This window comes from Nocardia sp. NPDC051030, from assembly GCF_040683015.1.
In the GTDB taxonomy this organism is placed as follows: Bacteria; Actinomycetota; Actinomycetes; order Mycobacteriales; family Mycobacteriaceae; genus Nocardia.
In genome coordinates, this window is record NZ_JBFBCD010000006.1 from 594,024 (window position 1) to 611,693 (window position 17,670).

Annotated in this window: 20 protein-coding genes; all 20 read left to right on the forward strand. The window is 65.3% G+C overall.

Annotation, left to right across the window (positions count from 1 at the left end; all coding sequences use genetic code 11):
• The first annotated feature begins 245 nt into the window (after positions 1 to 245).
• Complete coding sequence (locus tag AB0N05_RS23495; RefSeq protein WP_364697842.1) at positions 246 to 482, forward strand: hypothetical protein; 237 nt, start codon at positions 246 to 248, stop codon at positions 480 to 482.
• 137 nt (positions 483 to 619) lie between these two features.
• Positions 620 to 859, forward strand: a complete 240-nt coding sequence (gene rpmE, locus AB0N05_RS23500; RefSeq protein WP_364697844.1) for a 50S ribosomal protein L31 — start codon at positions 620 to 622, stop codon at positions 857 to 859.
• Between the two features lie 234 nt (positions 860 to 1,093).
• The gene (prfA, locus tag AB0N05_RS23505; protein WP_364697846.1) at positions 1,094 to 2,176 is read left to right on the forward strand and encodes a peptide chain release factor 1; all 1,083 of its coding nucleotides are present in this window, start codon (positions 1,094 to 1,096) and stop codon (positions 2,174 to 2,176) included.
• 226 nt (positions 2,177 to 2,402) lie between these two features.
• A complete protein-coding gene (prmC, locus tag AB0N05_RS23510; protein ID WP_364697848.1) occupies positions 2,403 to 3,278 on the forward strand; it encodes a peptide chain release factor N(5)-glutamine methyltransferase in 876 nt (291 codons plus the stop codon).
• 70 nt (positions 3,279 to 3,348) lie between these two features.
• Positions 3,349 to 4,026, forward strand: coding sequence for an L-threonylcarbamoyladenylate synthase (locus tag AB0N05_RS23515; protein ID WP_364697850.1), 678 nt, complete (start codon positions 3,349 to 3,351; stop codon positions 4,024 to 4,026).
• Between the two features lie 11 nt (positions 4,027 to 4,037).
• Positions 4,038 to 5,222, forward strand: a complete 1,185-nt coding sequence (locus AB0N05_RS23520; RefSeq protein ID WP_364697852.1) for an MraY family glycosyltransferase — start codon at positions 4,038 to 4,040, stop codon at positions 5,220 to 5,222.
• 2 nt (positions 5,223 to 5,224) lie between these two features.
• Complete coding sequence (locus AB0N05_RS23525; protein WP_364697854.1) at positions 5,225 to 5,662, forward strand: hypothetical protein; 438 nt, start codon at positions 5,225 to 5,227, stop codon at positions 5,660 to 5,662.
• Positions 5,663 to 6,055: 393 nt separating this feature from the next.
• Entirely contained in the window at positions 6,056 to 6,781 is a 726-nt protein-coding gene (atpB, locus tag AB0N05_RS23530) for a F0F1 ATP synthase subunit A (protein ID WP_364697856.1), read from the forward strand.
• A gap of 77 nt (positions 6,782 to 6,858) precedes the next feature.
• Positions 6,859 to 7,104 carry an ATP synthase F0 subunit C gene (locus tag AB0N05_RS23535; protein WP_364697858.1) on the forward strand — a complete coding sequence of 82 codons (246 nt, stop codon included), beginning with the start codon at positions 6,859 to 6,861 and terminating at the stop codon, positions 7,102 to 7,104.
• Positions 7,105 to 7,117: 13 nt separating this feature from the next.
• Positions 7,118 to 7,675 carry a F0F1 ATP synthase subunit B gene (locus AB0N05_RS23540; RefSeq protein ID WP_364697860.1) on the forward strand — a complete coding sequence of 186 codons (558 nt, stop codon included), beginning with the start codon at positions 7,118 to 7,120 and terminating at the stop codon, positions 7,673 to 7,675.
• 19 nt (positions 7,676 to 7,694) lie between these two features.
• Positions 7,695 to 8,504, forward strand: a complete 810-nt coding sequence (locus AB0N05_RS23545; RefSeq protein ID WP_364697862.1) for a F0F1 ATP synthase subunit delta — start codon at positions 7,695 to 7,697, stop codon at positions 8,502 to 8,504.
• Between the two features lie 74 nt (positions 8,505 to 8,578).
• Positions 8,579 to 10,219 (forward strand): F0F1 ATP synthase subunit alpha, encoded by a 1,641-nt coding sequence (gene atpA, locus AB0N05_RS23550; RefSeq protein WP_364697864.1) that lies wholly within the window; start codon positions 8,579 to 8,581, stop codon positions 10,217 to 10,219.
• Positions 10,220 to 10,276: 57 nt separating this feature from the next.
• A complete protein-coding gene (locus AB0N05_RS23555) occupies positions 10,277 to 11,248 on the forward strand; it encodes a F0F1 ATP synthase subunit gamma (RefSeq protein ID WP_364697866.1) in 972 nt (323 codons plus the stop codon).
• A gap of 16 nt (positions 11,249 to 11,264) precedes the next feature.
• Positions 11,265 to 12,707: a F0F1 ATP synthase subunit beta gene (gene atpD / locus AB0N05_RS23560; protein WP_364697868.1), complete on the forward strand. Its 1,443-nt coding sequence runs from the start codon at positions 11,265 to 11,267 to the stop codon at positions 12,705 to 12,707.
• A 6-nt stretch (positions 12,708 to 12,713) separates the two neighbouring features.
• Positions 12,714 to 13,091 (forward strand): F0F1 ATP synthase subunit epsilon, encoded by a 378-nt coding sequence (locus AB0N05_RS23565; protein ID WP_364697870.1) that lies wholly within the window; start codon positions 12,714 to 12,716, stop codon positions 13,089 to 13,091.
• 399 nt (positions 13,092 to 13,490) lie between these two features.
• Positions 13,491 to 14,003, forward strand: coding sequence for an MspA family porin (locus tag AB0N05_RS23570; RefSeq protein WP_364697872.1), 513 nt, complete (start codon positions 13,491 to 13,493; stop codon positions 14,001 to 14,003).
• A 28-nt stretch (positions 14,004 to 14,031) separates the two neighbouring features.
• Complete coding sequence (locus AB0N05_RS23575; RefSeq protein ID WP_364697874.1) at positions 14,032 to 14,718, forward strand: MspA family porin; 687 nt, start codon at positions 14,032 to 14,034, stop codon at positions 14,716 to 14,718.
• 152 nt (positions 14,719 to 14,870) lie between these two features.
• Complete coding sequence (locus AB0N05_RS23580; RefSeq protein WP_364697927.1) at positions 14,871 to 15,293, forward strand: DUF2550 domain-containing protein; 423 nt, start codon at positions 14,871 to 14,873, stop codon at positions 15,291 to 15,293.
• Between the two features lie 44 nt (positions 15,294 to 15,337).
• Positions 15,338 to 15,931 carry a cob(I)yrinic acid a,c-diamide adenosyltransferase gene (locus AB0N05_RS23585; protein WP_364697876.1) on the forward strand — a complete coding sequence of 198 codons (594 nt, stop codon included), beginning with the start codon at positions 15,338 to 15,340 and terminating at the stop codon, positions 15,929 to 15,931.
• 10 nt (positions 15,932 to 15,941) lie between these two features.
• Entirely contained in the window at positions 15,942 to 17,204 is a 1,263-nt protein-coding gene (gene murA / locus AB0N05_RS23590) for a UDP-N-acetylglucosamine 1-carboxyvinyltransferase (protein WP_364697878.1), read from the forward strand.
• Positions 17,205 to 17,670: the final 466 nt, after the last annotated feature.

A 17,670-nucleotide genomic window follows, 5' to 3' on the forward strand; every position in this document is an offset into this window, starting at 1 on the left:
GTCGCGTCCATCCTGGTCACAGTCGACCTTCCCGTCGTCGTAAGCCTCTTCTCACCTGGGCACTACTCTATGAACAGTAGTGTTCGCATACCTGAGTAGCCAACTACTCGACTTCCAGCCTGGCCCAGACCCTGGAAATATGCGTGCCCGTAGTTTCTTGGGGTGGGAACTTTGGGGGCATGTCGGATATCGGTAGCAACGCTAACGTTCGGCGCGTAATTTTCCGATCCCTTTTTGGAGTTCCCATGCGTCGCACGCTCGCCACGGCCGCCGCCGTGACCGCCCTGTCCCTGTCCGCCTTCGGCGGTGCCGCCACGGCCCTCGCCGACGTGCCGCTGACCACCCCGGAACCGGTGGCCGCCTCGGAGCCGGTGGCCTCGTCCGGTTCAGGATCCGGTTCCGCCAGTACGTTCGCCCAGCTCCTTACTCAGCTCAACAACGGGTCGGCCACCTGCTCCACGGAGCACATAATCCTTTGCTGAGGCTCGGTCGGCTGATCAGGGCTGGAATATTTCTGGGGTAGCCGGACGTATATACTGCTACGTCGGCAACCATGCCTAAGTCGGTTCCGGTTCACGTCATCACCATCAGGCGACCCGGAGCCATTCGAAAGGACACCATGAAGGCAGGAATTCACCCCACGTACGTCGATACGACGGTCGTGTGCGGCTGCGGCAACACCTTCCAGACCAAGAGCACCAAGGAGTCGGGCCAGATCTCGGTCGAGGTCTGCTCCCAGTGCCACCCGTTCTACACGGGCAAGCAGAAGATCCTCGACACCGGCGGCCGCGTGGCCCGCTTCGAGGCTCGCTACGGCAAGCGCGCCAACAAGGCTCCGGCCGAAGCCGCTTCCGAATAGATGCCCTGTCGACGCCCGTCCTGCCTAGTGCAGGCCGGGCGTCGCTGTGTTTGTTTGCCCTCCGCTTCGCTCCGGGCTGTTCGCGGCCCCCTAAGTCTCGGTTCTTCCCTCCCTCCGCTCCTCCGCTTCGCTCCCCCGCTCCACTCAGTCCAGAACCAAGACGGGCCGCGAACCTTGGGGTGAGGGGAATCTGGAAACCTGTTGTGAAGAATTCCCATCGAAGGAGCACCTGCCATGGCCGACAAGACTGCGGCCCCGTCCGCGATCGACGACATTCTGGCCGAATACGCCGGTCTGGAAGCGCAGCTGGCCGATCCGGCCCTGCACAACGATCCCGGTGCGGCACGGCGGGTGGGCAAGCGCTTCGCCGAACTCGGCCCGATCATGGCGGCCTACAACAAGCTGACCACCGCGCAGGACGATCTCGCCGCCGCCGTGGAGCTGGCCGCCGATGACTCGTCCTTCGCCGCGGAAGTGCCCGGCTTGCAGGAACAGGTCACCGAATTCCACAAGGTCCTCACCGACCTGCTCGCACCGCGCGACCCGCACGATGCCGACGACATCGTGCTGGAAGTGAAGTCCGGTGAGGGCGGCGAGGAATCGGCGCTGTTCGCCGCCGACCTGGCCCGCATGTACATCCGCTATGCGGAGAAGCACGGCTGGAAGGTCGAGGTGCTCGGCGTCACCTACTCCGACCTGGACGGCTACAAGGAAGCCAGCTTCTCCATCAAGAGCAAGGAACCCACCCGCGACGGCGTCTGGTCCCGGCTCAAGTTCGAGGGCGGCGTGCACCGCGTGCAGCGCGTCCCCGTCACCGAATCGCAGGGCCGCATCCACACCTCCGCCGCCGGCGTGCTCGTGTACCCGGAGCCCGATGAGGTCGAGCAGGTCGAGATCGACGAGAAGGATCTGCGCGTCGACGTCTACCGCTCCTCCGGCAAGGGCGGCCAGGGCGTCAACACCACCGACTCCGCCGTGCGCCTCACCCACCTGCCCACCGGACTGGTCGTGACCTGCCAGAACGAGCGGTCCCAGCTACAGAACAAGATCCGCGCCATGCAGGTCCTCGCGGCTCGCCTGCAGGCTCTGGCCGAAGAGCAGGCCGACGCCGAGGCCGCCTCCGGCCGCGCCGCCCAGATCCGCACCGTGGACCGCTCCGAACGCATCCGCACCTACAACTTCCCGGAAAACCGCATCGCCGATCACCGCATCGGCTTCAAGGCACACAACCTGGACTCGGTCCTGCAGGGCAACCTGGACGATCTGCTCAACGCGCTCGGCGACGCCGACCGCGCCGCCCGCCTCGCCGCCGAATGATGTGAACGCCTTGGGGAAAGTGCCGACTGATCTCGCAAGATCGGGGTAACTCCCGGGGTACCCCCAAGACGCGCCTCGTCGCGAACCGCCGGTCCGGTGCGAAAGTCTCACGGCACCCGACGGCCGGCAAAAGGCGCGGAGAGGCGGGTTAGCGGTTTCAGGGATCGTGGGCGCGGGGTGTCTAGATTCATGCCAGCATTGGCGAGGACAGGAAAGGCGGCGAATCGTGAGTCGTGAACCATTGCGTCCGGCTATTCGAGCGGCCGCCGAAACACTGCAAGCGGCCGGGGTACACAGCCCGCTCGCCGACGCCGAACTCCTCGCCGCCCATGTGCTGGGCGTGGACCGCATGCGCCTGGCCCTGGTACCCATGGTGACCCCGGACCAGCTGGAGGAATTCCGGAAACTGGTCGCGCGCCGCGCGGAACGCTTTCCGCTGCAACACCTTACGGGCACCGCGGCAATGGGGGAGATCGATCTCGCGGTCGGCCCCGGCGTCTTCATCCCGCGCCCGGAAACCGAGCTGCTGTTCGCCTGGGCCCTGGGACAGCTGGAGGCGATCGGCCACGACCACCAGCCCATCGTCGTCGACCTCTGCACCGGCTCGGGCGCCCTCGCCCTGGCCATCGCACACGCCCGCCCCGACGCCCAGGTACACGCCGTCGAACTCGACCCGGAAGCCCTCACCTGGGCCCGCCGCAATGCCCTCCAACTGGCCGACGAGGGTGACACCCCCATCGACCTGCACGCCGGAGACGTCACCGACCCCAGCATCCTGGACCACCTGAACGGCCGCGTCGACGTCGTCGTCTCCAATCCGCCCTACATCCCCGAGGGCGCGCAACTGGACCCCGAAGTGGCCGACCACGATCCCCACCGCGCCCTCTTCGGCGGCCCGGACGGCCTGGACGTCATCCGCCCCATGATCGGCAATATCGCCCGCCTGCTCCGCCCCGAGGGTTCCGTGGCCATCGAGCACGACGACACCAATGGGGGAGACGTCGCGGCCCTGCTGACCGCACAGGGGGGCTTCACCTCCGTGGTCGAACACCCCGACCTCGCAGGCAAACCCCGCTTCGTGGCCGCCCGCCGCACCGCCTGACCAGACGGCCGGGCCGCAAAGTACGGGCGCGGCGCGGGGGTGTTCGGGGATTCGTGCCAAGATGTTGGCCGTGAGTACCGTCTATGACTGTGCCGATCCCGATTCGCGTGCCGCCGGGCTGAATGCGGCGCGGAGCACGCTGAAATCCGGGCGATTGGCCGTGATTCCGACCGATACCTTGTATGGGTTGGCGGCCGACGCGTTCGACAGTCAGGCCGTGAGTGCGCTGCTGGCCGCCAAACGGCGGGGCCGGGACATGCCGGTGCCGGTGCTGGTCGGGTCGTGGAACACGATCGACGGACTGGTGTTCTCGGTGCGTCCGCAGGCTCGCGAACTGATTCGCGCGTTCTGGCCCGGCGGGCTGAGTCTCGTTGTGCAGCAAGCGCCTTCGCTGGCCTGGGATCTCGGCGACGCGCGCGGCACCGTCATGCTGCGCATGCCGCTGCATCCGGTCGCGCTCGAATTGCTGCGTGAGGTGGGCCCGCTCGCGGTGTCCAGCGCCAATGTCTCCGGACAGCCGCCGGCCACCACCGCGGCCGAGGCGCAGGCACAGCTGGGCGATCTGGTCGGGGTCTACCTCGACGGTGGCCCGGCCGATCACGCGGTCGCCTCCACCATCGTGGATCTGACCTCCGATACGCCGCGCATTCTGCGCGAGGGTGCGATTCCGGCGGAGAAGGTCGCGGAGGTCCTCGGCATGTCGCCCGAGGAACTGCGGGCTGGGTCTAATTCGAACGATGCGCGGTGACGGCCCACTAAATGCTGTTGAGTCAGGGCGTTTTCAGCCAGGGCGCGGTCGTCCCGCTGCGGGAGCTGCTGCTGGTGCTGCTCGTCGCCTCGGTCGTGACCTTCCTGCTGACCGGCGGAATCCGGGTGCTGGCCATCGCCTTCGGCGCGGTCGCCGTGCCACGCGAGCGCGACGTGCACGTGAAGCCGATTCCGCGCATGGGCGGTGTGGGCATCTACCTGGGCCTGCTCATGGCCGTGCTGTTCGCGCATCAGCTGCCCGCCCTGCGCCGCGGCTTCGAATATCCGCGCGATATTCCGGCGGTGCTGGCCGCGAGCACCCTGATCGTGCTGGTCGGCATAATCGACGACCGCTGGGGCCTGGACTGGCTGACCAAGCTGGTCGGCCAGATCACCGCCGCGGGCGTGATGGCCGCAATGGGTTTGAGCTGGGTCGCCATCTACAACCCCTTCACCAATGAGACGGTGGTGCTCGATCCGCTGCAGGGCGGTTTGGTCACCGTCGGCATTACCGTCGTCATGATCAATGCGATGAATTTCGTCGACGGCCTCGACGGTCTGGCCGCCGGACTGGGTTTCATTGCCTCCGTCGCGGTTTTCGTGTTCACCGTGGGACTGCTGTACGAGGTGGGCGGCGCCACCGACACGTATCCGCCCGCGCTGCTGGCGGCGGCAATGGCCGGTGGCTGTCTCGGATTTCTGCCGCACAATTTCCAGCCCGCCCGCATTTTCATGGGTGATTCCGGTTCCATGCTGATCGGATTGATGCTGGCCGCGATCTCCACCGGCGCTTCCGGAAGAATTCCGTTGCAGGGTTACGGCCCGCGCGACATCGTGGGTCTGCTGTCACCACTGTTGCTGGTGGGAGCGGTGATGTTCATTCCGGTGCTGGATATCGTGATGGCTATCTACCGGCGTAAGCGCGCGGGTGTGAGTTGGTCCACGCCGGACAAAATGCATCTGCATCACCGTTTGCTCCAGATCGGCCATTCGCACCGCCGCGTGGTGCTGGTGATCTATCTCTGGGTGAGCGTGTTCGCATTCGGCGCGGTGGGCGCCTCGCTCATGGATCGCCGCCTGGTGGTGCTGTTGTTCGCCGCCGGGCTGGTTTTCGCGTTGGTCGTCACCGCGGTCCCGTCCTGGCGGGAGCTGACCGCCCGCAAACCACCTCGCGATCACGATCACGCCGCCGGGTAGAGTTGCCCCCCGTGAGCACGCCTTCCGACCCCGGTCACGACGCCCCGCTGCGGGCCGCGCTGCGCTACGGCATCGCCGGTTTGGCTGTGCTGGTTGTGGTTTCGGCAATTCTGTCGTCCATCTTCGCCGGACTGCCCGGCCTGTGGGGTGCGCTGCTCGGCGCGGCCATCGGCGGCGGTTTCATCCTGACCACCGCGGCGTCGGTGTTGTTCAGCGCGAAGATCGAGTCCGGCCTGCAGGGCATCGTGCTGCTGGGGAGCTGGGTCGGCAAGCTGCTGGTGGCGCTCGTCGTCATCGCGATCCTGCAGAAGTTCGACTTCTACAGCCCCGTCGCGCTGTTCCTGACCGTGGTCGGCGCGCTGCTGCTGGTGCTGGGCGCGGAGACGTACGGCCTACTGCGCCAACGGGTTCCGACGGTCGAAACGGAGCGCGATCTCTAGGATCGGCACTGTTCACCGGCCATTTAGGCCACCCCCTACACACTGTCGTAGATAACTTGATAAACTCTTTACTTGTAGGCAACCGAATCATCAGGGGGGTCACCTGAGACCCGCCTGAGAGTGCGTTATGCTTACAGCCGTACCGGACCCCATGGGTCACGGTTCTGCACCGTCGACGATGTCGCCGACGCGCGCTCAGACGCCCGGGCTTTGCCCGAACAGCTGCTGACGAACTTCGAGCCGACCTGAGTCGACCACCAGATCGTCAATGTCCGATCGAACCGCAGGTTAAAACTATGGCCTGCGGCCCGACCACGGGAGAGAACGCTGAGCGTCACCACTTTAGCGGGCGAGTTCCACGCGCCTTCGCTTGATGACTTCTTCCCCAAGGCTGTGCTGTTCGCGGACACGCCTTTCGAACTCGACCGTTTGATGCTTGTTCGCATCTTGATGTCGGCTGTTCTGCTGGCGGTGATGTTCGCTGCATTCCGTCGGCCGCAGCTGGTTCCGCGCGGTCTGCAGAATGTCGCCGAATCCGGTCTGGTGTTCGTCAAGGAACAGATCTGCGACGAGGTGCTGGGCAAGGAATCCGGTAAGAAGTTCTTCCCGCTGATCGCGACGATCTTCTTCTCCGTGCTGTTCCTGAACATCTCCGGCGTCATTCCGGGCCTGAACATCTCCTCGAACGCGCGAATCGGTATGCCGCTCGTGCTCGCTGTTCTCGCGTACGTCACGTTCAACTACGTGGGTATCAAGAAGTACGGCTTCCTGAAATACATGCGCTCGAGCATTGTCGTGCCGAATGTGCCGCCCGCCCTGCACGTGCTGCTGATTCCGATCGAGTTCCTCTCGACCTTCATTCTGCGCCCGTTCACGCTGACCGTCCGACTCATGGCCAACATGCTGGCCGGACACATCATGCTGGTGCTGTTCTTCAGCGCCACCCAGTTCTTCCTGTTCGACGCCGCCTCGTGGATGAAGGTGTTCTCGCCGTTCTCGCTGCTCGCGGGCTTCGGCTTCACCCTCTTCGAACTGCTGGTGGTCTTCCTTCAGGCCTACGTGTTCGCGCTGCTGACCGCTGTGTACATCGGTCTCGCGCAGCACGCCGACTCTCACTGACGACCAACCGGTACAACACCTAAACCTGCCTTACACGCCGCCCGGCGGGTGGGCGACAGAAAGGGAATGGAACACACATGAGCACCCTCTCCTACCTGGCTGCTGAAGTTGCCGAGTCCAAGGCCAAGGGCTACGGCGCCATCGGCTACGGTCTCGCCGCGATCGGCCCCGGCATCGGCGTGGGCATCGTGGTCGGCAAGACCATCGAGGGCATCGCCCGTCAGCCCGAGCTCCAGGGCACCCTCCGGACCACCATGTTCCTGGGTATCGCATTCACCGAGGCCCTGGCGCTGATCGGCCTCGTCGCCGGCTTCATCTTCTGATTTCGGATAACAGATGAACTCCATCTACTTGGCCGCGGCTGAGACGGGTTCCGACAGGAACCCCCTCATCCCGGAGACGTACGACATTTTCTGGTCGGCGGTCTGCCTCCTGGTCATCGGTTTCGCGTTCTACAAGTACGTGATCCCGCGTCTGACCAAGGTGCTCGATGAGCGCTCGGAGAAGATCGAAGGCGGAATCGCCAAGGCCGAGGCCGTGCAGGCCGAGGCGCAGGCGACCCTGCAGCAGTACCAGGAGCAGCTGGCCGAGGCTCGCCTCGAGGCAGCGCGCATCCGTGAGGAAGCCCGCACCCAGGGCCAGACGATTCTGGCTCAGATGCGCACCGATGCCCAGGCCGAGGCCGACCGCATCGTCGCAGCGGGTCACACCCAGCTGGAAGCCCAGCGCCAGCAGATCGTGACCGAGCTGCGTTCCGAGCTCGGCCGTACCGCGGTCGACTTGGCCGAGAAGATCATCGGTCAGTCGGTGGCCGATGAGGCCAAGCAGGCGGCGTCGATCGACCGGTTCCTCCAGGAGCTGGACGCGAACGCCGGCATCGGGGTCGGAAGGTAACGAACCGAAAGTGGGAAGCATGTACGCAGCGAGCCGCGAGGCGAGCTCCCGTGCGCGGGAAGCTCTTCGGGCCGCTCTGACCGGAAGCGACACCGTCGCGGCCACGACGGGCTCCGAACTGTTCGCCGTTGTCGCCGTCCTCGACGACCAGCGCTCGCTGCGTGTGGCGCTCGCGGATAAGTCGGTGTCGAGCTCGGCTCGTGCCGAGCTGGCCGAACGCCTGTTCGGCGGCAAGGTCAGCGGAGCCACCCAGACGGTGCTGACCACCGCGGTGGCCCAGGACTGGTCCCGCGCCCGCGATCTGGTCGACACGCTGGTTCTGCTCGGCCGAGAAGCGCTGCTGCGCGCCGCGGAGGATCGCGGCCGTCTCACCGCCGTCGAGGACGAGCTGTTCCGGCTGGGCCGGATCGTCGAGGACAACCCCGCGCTGGAGCAGGCGCTGACCGATCACGGCAAGCCGGCTGCGGCCAAGCGTGAACTCGTGCAGCGTCTGCTCGCGGGCAAGGTCGAGGACATCACCCTGGAGCTGGCTCAGCAGGCCGTCGCACGCAGTAAGGGCGACGTGGGCGAGGCCTTCGACCAGCTGTCCGATCTGGCGGCGTCGCTCCGGGAGCAGATCGTGGCGCACGTGCGTGCCGCGACCGCCCTGACGCCGCAGCAGCGCGAGCAGCTGGCTGCCTCGCTGCAGCGCATCTACGACAAGCCCGTCACGGTGCACGTGCAGGAGGACCCGACCTTGCTGGCCGGTGTCGTCGTGCGCGTGGGCGACGACTTGATCGACGGCAGCGCCGTCGGCCGACTGCAGCGTTTGCGCCAGAGCCTGTCCTGACAGGGGACTCGGGCTCCGGCCGACAAACGCACCAACACACCGACATTCGAGACCACAGCGAGAGCAGGAAGAACATGGCGGAGCTGACGATCTCCCCCGATGAGATCCGTAGCGCGATCGAGAGCTACACCCAGAGCTACACCCCGGAAACCTCCATCGAGGAAGTGGGCGTCGTTACCGATACCGGCGACGGTATCGCCCACATCAGCGGCCTCCCCGGCGCGATGGCGAACGAGCTGCTGGAATTCCCCGGCGGCGTGCTCGGCGTCGCGCTGAACCTGGAGGACACCAACATTGGTGCCGTCGTCCTGGGTGAGTTCGACACCATCGAGGAGGGCCAGCAGGTCCGCCGCACCGGCGACGTGCTCTCGGTCCCCGTGGGCGACAACTTCCTGGGCCGCGTCGTGAACCCGCTGGGTGCCCCGATCGACGGCCTCGGCGAGATCGAGTCCGACGAGCGTCGCGTGCTCGAGCTGCAGGCCGCGACCGTGCTGGAGCGCCAGCCGGTCGGTGAGCCCCTGGCCACCGGCATCACCGCGATCGACGCCCTGACCGCCATCGGCCGCGGCCAGCGTCAGCTCGTCATCGGCGACCGCAAGACCGGCAAGACCGCGGTCTGCGTCGACGCCATCATCAACCAGAAGGCCAACTGGGCCTCGGGCGATCCGTCGAAGCAGGTGCGCTGCATCTACGTCGCGATCGGCCAGAAGGGTTCCACCATCGCGGGCGTCAAGGCCGCGCTGGAGGCCCACGGTGCGATGGAGTACACCACCATCGTCGCGGCTCCGGCCTCCGACTCCGCCGGCTTCAAATGGCTTGCGCCGTACACCGGTTCGGCCATCGGCCAGCACTGGATGTACCAGGGCAAGCACGTGCTGATCGTGTTCGACGATCTGTCGAAGCAGGCCGAGGCCTACCGCGCCATCTCGCTGCTGCTGCGTCGCCCGCCGGGCCGCGAGGCGTACCCGGGTGACGTCTTCTACCTGCACTCCCGTCTGCTGGAGCGTTGCGCGAAGCTGTCCGATGAGCTCGGTGCCGGTTCCATGACCGCGCTGCCGATCATCGAGACCAAGGCCAACGACGTGTCGGCGTTCATTCCGACCAACGTCATCTCCATCACCGACGGCCAGGTGTTCCTGGAGTCGGACCTCTTCAACAAGGGTGTCCGTCCGGCCATCAACGTCGGTATCTCGGTGTCCCGAGTCGGTGGCGCCGCGCAGACCAAGGCCATGAAGCAGGTCTCCGGTTCGCTGCGTCTGGAGCTGGCCTCCTACCGCGAGCTCGAGGCGTTCTCCGCCTTCGCCTCCGACCTGGATGCGGCCTCGCTGGCGCAGCTGGAGCGTGGCGCCCGCTGGGTCGAGCTGCTCAAGCAGGACCAGTACGCCCCGGTTTCCGTTGAGGACCAGGTTGTTTCGCTGTTCCTGGTCGACGCCGGCTACTACGACTCGGTGCCGGTGGACGACGTCCGCCGCTTCAATGTCGAGCTGCTCGAGTTCCTGCACGGTTCCGTGCAGGCCTCCTTCGACGCCCTCGCGGGTGGTTCGAAGAAGCTCGAGGGCGAGACCGCCGAATCCTTCAAGGTCGCGACCGACAAGTTCAAGCAGGGCTTCCTGGCTTCGGACGGCTCGCGCGTGGTCAACGAGGCCGAGGCTGGCAAGCTCGATCACGAAGAGGTCGAGTCGCTGTCCGTCACTCGCAAGCACGTCGAGAAGTAAGAACGGCGAAGCGATGCGACTGTCTGACTCGAGGAATGAAGGGAGTGTGAACCGCTAATGGCAAGCGTGCGCGAACTGCGCTCCCGAATTCGTTCCGTGAGCTCGATCAAGAAGATCACCAAAGCGCAAGAGCTGATCGCGACCTCGCGAATCAGCAAGGCGCAGGCCCGGGTCGCGGCTGCCAAGCCGTACGCGGAGGAGATCACCAAGGTGCTCGCCGAATTGGCAGGCGCCAGTGGCAATCTCAACCATCCGCTGCTCACCGAGCGCCCCAACGCGCGGCGTGCCGCGGTCCTGGTGATCACCAGTGACCGCGGTATGTGCGGTGGCTACAACTCGAATGTGCTCAAGCGCACCGAGGAGCTGCTGACCACGCTGCGTTCCGAAGGCAAAGAGCCGGTGCTGTACGTGATGGGCGCCAAGGGCCTCACGTTCTACACCTTCCGTAAGCGTGATGTGAACGGATCGTGGACCGGCTTCTCCCAGTCGCCCAACTATGTGGACGCCTCCGCGGCGTGCAACCACCTGGTCGAGGCGTTCATGGCGGGAGCCGACGGCGAAGTTGCCGCTCCCAATGGGGACGGCACCATGGCCGGTGTCGATGAACTGCACATCGTCTACACGCGTTTCGTGTCGATGCTGTCGCAGGTACCCGAGGTCCGCCGCCTGGCTCCCATCCAGGTGAGCTATGTGGACGAGAACTACGATCTGGGCGAGGACAGCTTCTCCGACTCCGAGTCGGCGGATGTCCACGCGCAGTACGAGTTCGAGCCGGATGCGGACGTCCTGCTGGGCGCGCTGCTGCCGAAGTACATCAACACTCGGATTTACTCGTCGCTGCTCGACGCGGCGGCATCGGAGTCGGCTGCGCGCCGCACCGCGATGAAGGCTGCCACGGATAACGCTACGGATCTGGTGAATTCACTGACCCGTACCGCGAACTCCTTGCGCCAGGCCGGAATCACGCAGGAAATCACGGAAATCGTCGGTGGCGCCAACGCGCTGGCGTCGTCCTCGGACCGCGACTAGACACGGAAGAGAAGCAATGACCGCAGCTGTCACTAAAGAAACCCGGGTGGGCGCTGGCACCGGCCGCGTCTCCCGTGTCATCGGCCCCGTCGTGGACGTGGAGTTCCCGCGCGGGTCCATCCCCGAGCTTTACAACGCGCTGAACGTGGACATCGCGCTCGCGTCCGTTGCGAAGACCCTGACCCTCGAGGTCGCACAGCACCTCGGCGACGGCATCGTCCGCACCATCTCCATGCAGCCGACCGACGGTCTGGTGCGTGGCGTCGAGGTGCGCGACACCGGCAAGCCGATCTCGGTTCCGGTCGGCGATGTCGTCAAGGGCCACGTCTTCAACGCGCTCGGCGACTGCCTGGACACCCCCGGCCTGGGCCGCGACGGCGAGCAGTGGGGCATCCACCGCCAGCCGCCCGCCTTCGACCAGCTCGAGGGTAAGACCGAGATCCTGGAAACGGGCGTCAAGGTCATCGACCTCCTCACCCCGTACGTCAAGGGTGGAAAGATCGGTCTGTTCGGTGGTGCCGGTGTCGGCAAGACCGTTCTGATCCAGGAGATGATCACCCGTATCGCTCGCGAGTTCTCCGGCACCTCGGTGTTCGCGGGCGTCGGCGAGCGTACCCGTGAGGGCACCGACCTCCACCTGGAAATGGAAGAGATGGGCGTCCTTCAGGACACCGCCCTCGTCTTCGGCCAGATGGACGAGCCGCCGGGCACGCGTATGCGCGTCGCCCTGTCGGCCCTGACCATGGCGGAGTACTTCCGCGATGTGCAGAACCAGGACGTGTTGCTCTTCATCGACAACATCTTCCGGTTCACCCAGGCCGGTTCCGAGGTTTCGACCCTGCTGGGTCGTATGCCCTCGGCCGTTGGTTACCAGCCGACCCTGGCGGACGAGATGGGTCAGCTCCAGGAGCGGATCACCTCGACCCGTGGCCGTTCGATCACCTCGATGCAGGCGATCTACGTCCCCGCCGACGACTACACCGACCCGGCGCCGGCCACCACCTTCGCCCACCTGGATGCGACGACCGAGCTTTCCCGCCCGATCTCGCAGAAGGGCATCTACCCGGCCGTCGACCCGCTGACCTCGACCTCTCGTATCCTCGAGGCTTCGATCGTCGGCGACCGTCACTTCGCCGTGGCGAACGAGGTCAAGCGGATCCTGCAGAAGTACAAGGAACTGCAGGACATCATCGCCATCCTCGGCATGGACGAGCTCTCCGAAGGCGACAAGGTCCTCGTGGGCCGTGCCCGTCGTCTGGAGAAGTTCCTCGGCCAGAACTTCATCGTCGCCGAGAAGTTCACCGGCCAGGAAGGTTCCGTCGTTCCGCTGGAGCAGACGATCGATGACTTCGATCGCGTCTGCAAGGGCGAGTTCGACCACCTCCCGGAGCAGGCGTTCAACTCCTGCGGTGGCCTGGACGACGTCGAGGCTGCTGCGAAGAAGATCCTCGGGAAGTAGTCCACCATGGCTGATATGTCAGTTGATCTGGTCGCTGTCGAGCGACTGCTGTGGTCGGGCCGGGCGTCCTTCGTCTCGGCGCAGACCACGGAGGGTGAGATCGGCATCCTGGCCGGCCACGAACCGCTGCTCGGTCAGCTGGTCGAGGGCGGCACGGTGACCATCGTGTCCGACGCCGACGAGCGCATCGTCGCGGCCGTGCACGGCGGATTCTTCTCGGTCACGGCCACTTCGGTGCGCGTGCTCGCCGAATCCGCTGTGTTCGCAGGCGATATCGACGAGGCGGCCGCCAAGGCCGTGCTCGCCGATCCGAATGCGAGCCCGGACGCGCTGACCAAGGCGCAGGGCCAGATTCGTGCACTCGAGAAGGCCGCTACGGCCTGACGGACGCACTGAAGCAAACGGGCGGCGGCTCCAGGAATTTCCTGGGGCCGCCGCTCTTTTCGTATTTCCGGACTGTTCTCACGACACTCTCACCAGTGAAGCCGACTCCGATTGTGATCCGAATTACCTTGTGTGGTTAGAATCAGTCGCCGGTCCGAGAGTGTGATCCGGCGCATCTGGCTAAACCACGGCTATTTCAAGCACTTCCAGCGTTACGTCCATGAGCAGACGCAGAGCGAGGGGTGAATGAGCGGGTTTCGGGCATCGGGTCGCAAGCGGATACTTCGCGGAATAGTGCTGGCAATTGCCGGAATTGTCGAGATTGGATTCTTTTCGCCGGGTGCGGCATCTGCCGACACTTGGGTGCCACTACCGGACGGGTATGTCGAAGGCCCCGGGGTGAAAATCACGAGTCGTGGTGAGCGAGCGATCGTTTCGCCGTCACTGGCGGGCAATGGAGCGGGCCGCACCACCTGGGTCAGCGGCAACGTACACACCGACGTGGATACCCCGGATGGCGTCGTCGGCCCCAATAACGGTCCCTTGAACGCGCCGGGAACCAATAATTCCTCGACGCACGGCTCCTCGAATCTCACGGTCGGCTATGTCGTGGGATGCCAGGTTTCGCTGGGCGGCCTGACCGCATCGACAGGCGTCACGATCAGCCCCACCGCCCCGGGATTGGCGGCCGGTTTCAGCTTCCCGCTGTCCGCGGGGCAGATCAAATGGATCGCGATCAACAACATCGAGCTGATCAAGAGTGGCGGCTACGACATTCAGTACCAGGACATTCCGATGGAGATCCAATCCTGCGGCGGATATGCGCAAGCCCGGCAATTCTCCGTCGTCGAGATCATCGGTGCCGATTACACCAAGGTCACCCTCTACGGCCAGCCCTTCAGCATCGGCTGACGTGCTGCACTCCACGCGAAGGGATCGCATGTTCGGCACAGGGAAATATGCGGGGCGCGGCAAGGTTTTCGGTGTCGCCCTGACCGCGGCGGTGGTTCTCGGCCTCGCGTCACCGGGAGCGGCGCAGGCCGACACGTTCATACCGCTGCCCGGCGGCACCGTCACCCGGGAGCTGCCCGACGGCACCACCGTGACCGTCACCATCGATACCGAATCGGTGAAGATCAGTCCGTCGATGGGCTCGACGCCGGTGCACCGCAATGTGTGGGCGACCGGTCGCGGCGTCGTCGACCTAGCCGGGCCGAGCGCCGCGACCTCGACGGTCAAGATCTCGCCCGGATATGTGGTCGGGTGCCAGGTCGACATCGGCGCGCTGTCCGAGAGTGGCGGCGGCACCGGGACCGGCGACGCGAATCCGCAGACGCTTCCGGCCCTGAGCCAGACGCTCGGTGAAGGCATCACCCTCGGTCCGGGCCAGGCGACGGTCCGCCTGCTGCTCGACCTCGAGAAGCCGGACGACTACGGCATGGAATCGCATAAGCGCTACAACAAGACTCCGGGGCCGCATGCGAGTGTCACCTGGGTGGACGAAACCTTCTCCGTCGACGGCTGCGGCGGATACGCGCAGGCCCGCTCGTTCGTGATGGCCGAGGTCGACACCACCAACTTCATCGGCAATGTGATGGTTTGGAGCGCACCGTTCACCATGGGGTGAGCCGCGTACGTCACATTCGGTGGATGGCGGGGCTCAGTCTTTCTGCGGTCAGTAGTATCGAGCACTAAGCGCGGGCCTTCGCCCCCCTTCGGGGGAACGGCCGGTGAATGTTCCACCAGTGCGGATGTGAAGGAGCGGCATTGCAGACCGGGATGGTGCTTCTGATCATTCTGGTGCTGTTGCTCGTCATCCTGGCGCTGGCCTCCACCTACCGGCTCATCATGTTGCGCCGCGGCGGCACCGCCGCCCTGCTGCGCACGCTGCCCGCACGCGGGCACGGCGGGGGCTGGCGGCACGGCCTGATTCGCTACGACGAGGATTCGCTCGTCTACTACAAGCTCTCCAGTCTGAAGCTCGGACCGGATTCCACGCTGCGCCGACTGTCGATCGAGGTGGACAGTCGGCGTTCCCCGCAGGACGACGAGTACGACATCATGACCGACGAGGCCATCATCGCGCTGTCCGACGGCAATGGCAGCTATGAGCTGGCACTCGATCGCGGTGCGCTTGCCGCGCTGCTGTCCTGGATCGAGTCGCGGCCCTCCGAGCGCATCCGCCGTCGGCCCAACTACTGAGCTTTTTTCCCGGCAAGTCCGGGCGTGCGAGCTACGGTGTCGGTGTGAGTGTGCACCTGACGCGGATCTACACCCGGACCGGCGATGACGGGACGACGGGACTCAGCGACTTCTCGCGAGTGGCCAAGACCGACCCGCGCTTGATCGCGTACGCGGATTGCGATGAGACCAATGCCGCACTCGGTGTCGCGATAGCTCTGGGTCAGCCGGACGAGAAGATTCTCGGCGTACTGCGGCAGATACAGAACGACCTTTTCGATGCCGGTGCGGACCTGTCGACCCCGGTGGTCGAGGACCCGAAGTACCCGCCGCTGCGCATCACCCAGCCCTACATCGACCGCCTGGAAAAGTGGTGCGATGAGTTCAATGAGCCTCTCGCGCCGTTGAATTCGTTCATTCTGCCCGGCGGCACCGCGCTTGCCGCACTGCTGCACACCGCGCGCACGGTGTCGCGGCGCGCCGAGCGTGCCGCGTGGGCCGCCGTCGACGCGCACCCGGACGACACGAACGTGTTGCCCGCGAAATACCTGAACCGACTGTCCGACCTGCTGTTCATCCTGAGCAGGGTGGCCAACCCCGACGGCGACATCCTCTGGCGCCCGGGCGGAGAAGCCACGAGCGCGGGAGCGGACCACTAGGCTGACCCCCGTGAGTGAACGGTTTCTGGTGACCGGGGGCAGCAGGCTCGTCGGTGAGGTCGCGGTGGGCGGCGCGAAGAACAGCGTCCTCAAGCTGATGGCCGCCGCGCTGCTGGCCGAGGGCACGACGACGATCACGAACTGCCCGGACATCCTGGATGTGCCGTTGATGGCAGAGGTACTGCGCGGTCTCGGCTGCGACGTGACGATCGACAGCGGGACGGTGGCGATCACGACGCCCGCGGAACCGAAGTACCACGCGGACTTCCCGGCGGTGACGCAGTTCCGTGCCTCGGTATGCGTGCTCGGTCCGCTGATGGCGCGCTGCAAGCGCGCCGTGGTGGCGCTGCCCGGCGGTGACGCCATCGGTTCGCGTCCCCTCGATATGCATCAGCAGGGTCTGCGCCTGCTCGGCGCGACCAGCGAGATCGAGCACGGCTGCCTGGTGGCGCGTGCCGAGGAGCTGCAGGGTGCGCGCATTCGCCTGGACTTCCCGTCGGTGGGCGCGACCGAGAACATCCTGATGGCCGCGGTGCTGGCCGAGGGGGAGACGGTCATCGACAATGCGGCGCGCGAGCCGGAGATCGTGGACCTGTGCAACATGCTGGTGCAGATGGGCGCGAAGATCGTCGGCGCCGGTACCTCCGTGCTGACCATCGACGGCGTGGAGAAGCTCTCGCCCACCGAACATCGGGTGATCGGTGACCGCATTGTCGCCGCCACCTGGGGTATCGCCGCCGCCATGACGCAGGGTGATGTGCGGGTGACCGGCATCAATCCCAAGCATCTGTCCCTCGTCCTGGACAAGCTGCGTTCCGCGGGTGCGCGAATCTCGTTCGAACCGGATGGTTTCCGGGTGGTGCAGTCCGATCGGCCGCGTGCGGTGAACTTCTCGACGCTGCCGTTCCCGGGTTTCCCGACCGACCTGCAGCCGATGGCCATCGGCCTGGCCGCGATCGCCGACGGCACCTCGATGATCACCGAGAACATTTTCGAAGCGCGCTTCCGGTTCGTGGAGGAGATGATCCGGCTCGGATCCGATGCCCGCACCGATGGGCATCACGCTGTGGTGCGCGGTATTCCGCGTTTGTCGAGCGCGCCGGTGTGGTCGTCGGACATTCGGGCCGGTGCGGGTCTGGTGCTCGCGGGCCTGGTCGCCGACGGGGTGACCGAAGTGCACGATGTCTTCCACATCGACCGGGGCTACCCGGATTTCGTGGAGAACATGCGGTCCCTCGGAGCCGAGATCGAGCGGGTCGGCACCGCTGATTGAACGGCGTGTGTCGGGAGCGTTTCGCGGACGTGTTCGCGAAAACCCCTCCTGAACAGGCGATTTGACATGAGAACAACCAACACGTAACTTATTCCAGGTCAGAGCGACACGGACGCCGACCCGGAGCCGAGACGCCGAGCCGAAAGGTTCAGCGCGGCACAGGGATAACGAGGTAGTACGAGGAGCGCCTGATGATCACAGTGGCTCTCCAAGATCAGCGGATTTGGTTCTGCTGAGACAGTAGGGTTAAGCTTCAACCAGAACAAACAAGCAGCCTCACTGACCAGCCGGTTCACGCCGGGGTTGTTGGTGTGTGCGTGTGTTCTTTGAGAACTCAATAGTGTGTCGATGAATGTCAGTGCCAATTATTTAATTGGTTCCGGTCTTCTGCACCCCCGTGTGGGAGGTCGGACATTTAGTCAGCAAATACTTTTGCTGGCGTTTGATTTTGCCAAGGTTTTCGGAC

Coding starts and splice junctions, on each gene's coding strand:
- AB0N05_RS23495 (WP_364697842.1), top strand. CDS start 246: ATGCGTCGCACGCTCGCCACGGCCGCCGCCGTGACCGCCCTGTCCCTG.
- rpmE (WP_364697844.1), top strand. CDS start 620: ATGAAGGCAGGAATTCACCCCACGTACGTCGATACGACGGTCGTGTGC.
- prfA (WP_364697846.1), top strand. CDS start 1,094: ATGGCCGACAAGACTGCGGCCCCGTCCGCGATCGACGACATTCTGGCC.
- AB0N05_RS23520 (WP_364697852.1), top strand. CDS start 4,038: ATGCTGTTGAGTCAGGGCGTTTTCAGCCAGGGCGCGGTCGTCCCGCTG.
- AB0N05_RS23535 (WP_364697858.1), top strand. CDS start 6,859: ATGAGCACCCTCTCCTACCTGGCTGCTGAAGTTGCCGAGTCCAAGGCC.
- AB0N05_RS23540 (WP_364697860.1), top strand. CDS start 7,118: ATGAACTCCATCTACTTGGCCGCGGCTGAGACGGGTTCCGACAGGAAC.
- AB0N05_RS23545 (WP_364697862.1), top strand. CDS start 7,695: ATGTACGCAGCGAGCCGCGAGGCGAGCTCCCGTGCGCGGGAAGCTCTT.
- atpA (WP_364697864.1), top strand. CDS start 8,579: ATGGCGGAGCTGACGATCTCCCCCGATGAGATCCGTAGCGCGATCGAG.
- AB0N05_RS23555 (WP_364697866.1), top strand. CDS start 10,277: ATGGCAAGCGTGCGCGAACTGCGCTCCCGAATTCGTTCCGTGAGCTCG.
- atpD (WP_364697868.1), top strand. CDS start 11,265: ATGACCGCAGCTGTCACTAAAGAAACCCGGGTGGGCGCTGGCACCGGC.
- AB0N05_RS23565 (WP_364697870.1), top strand. CDS start 12,714: ATGGCTGATATGTCAGTTGATCTGGTCGCTGTCGAGCGACTGCTGTGG.
- AB0N05_RS23575 (WP_364697874.1), top strand. CDS start 14,032: ATGTTCGGCACAGGGAAATATGCGGGGCGCGGCAAGGTTTTCGGTGTC.
- AB0N05_RS23580 (WP_364697927.1), top strand. CDS start 14,871: ATGGTGCTTCTGATCATTCTGGTGCTGTTGCTCGTCATCCTGGCGCTG.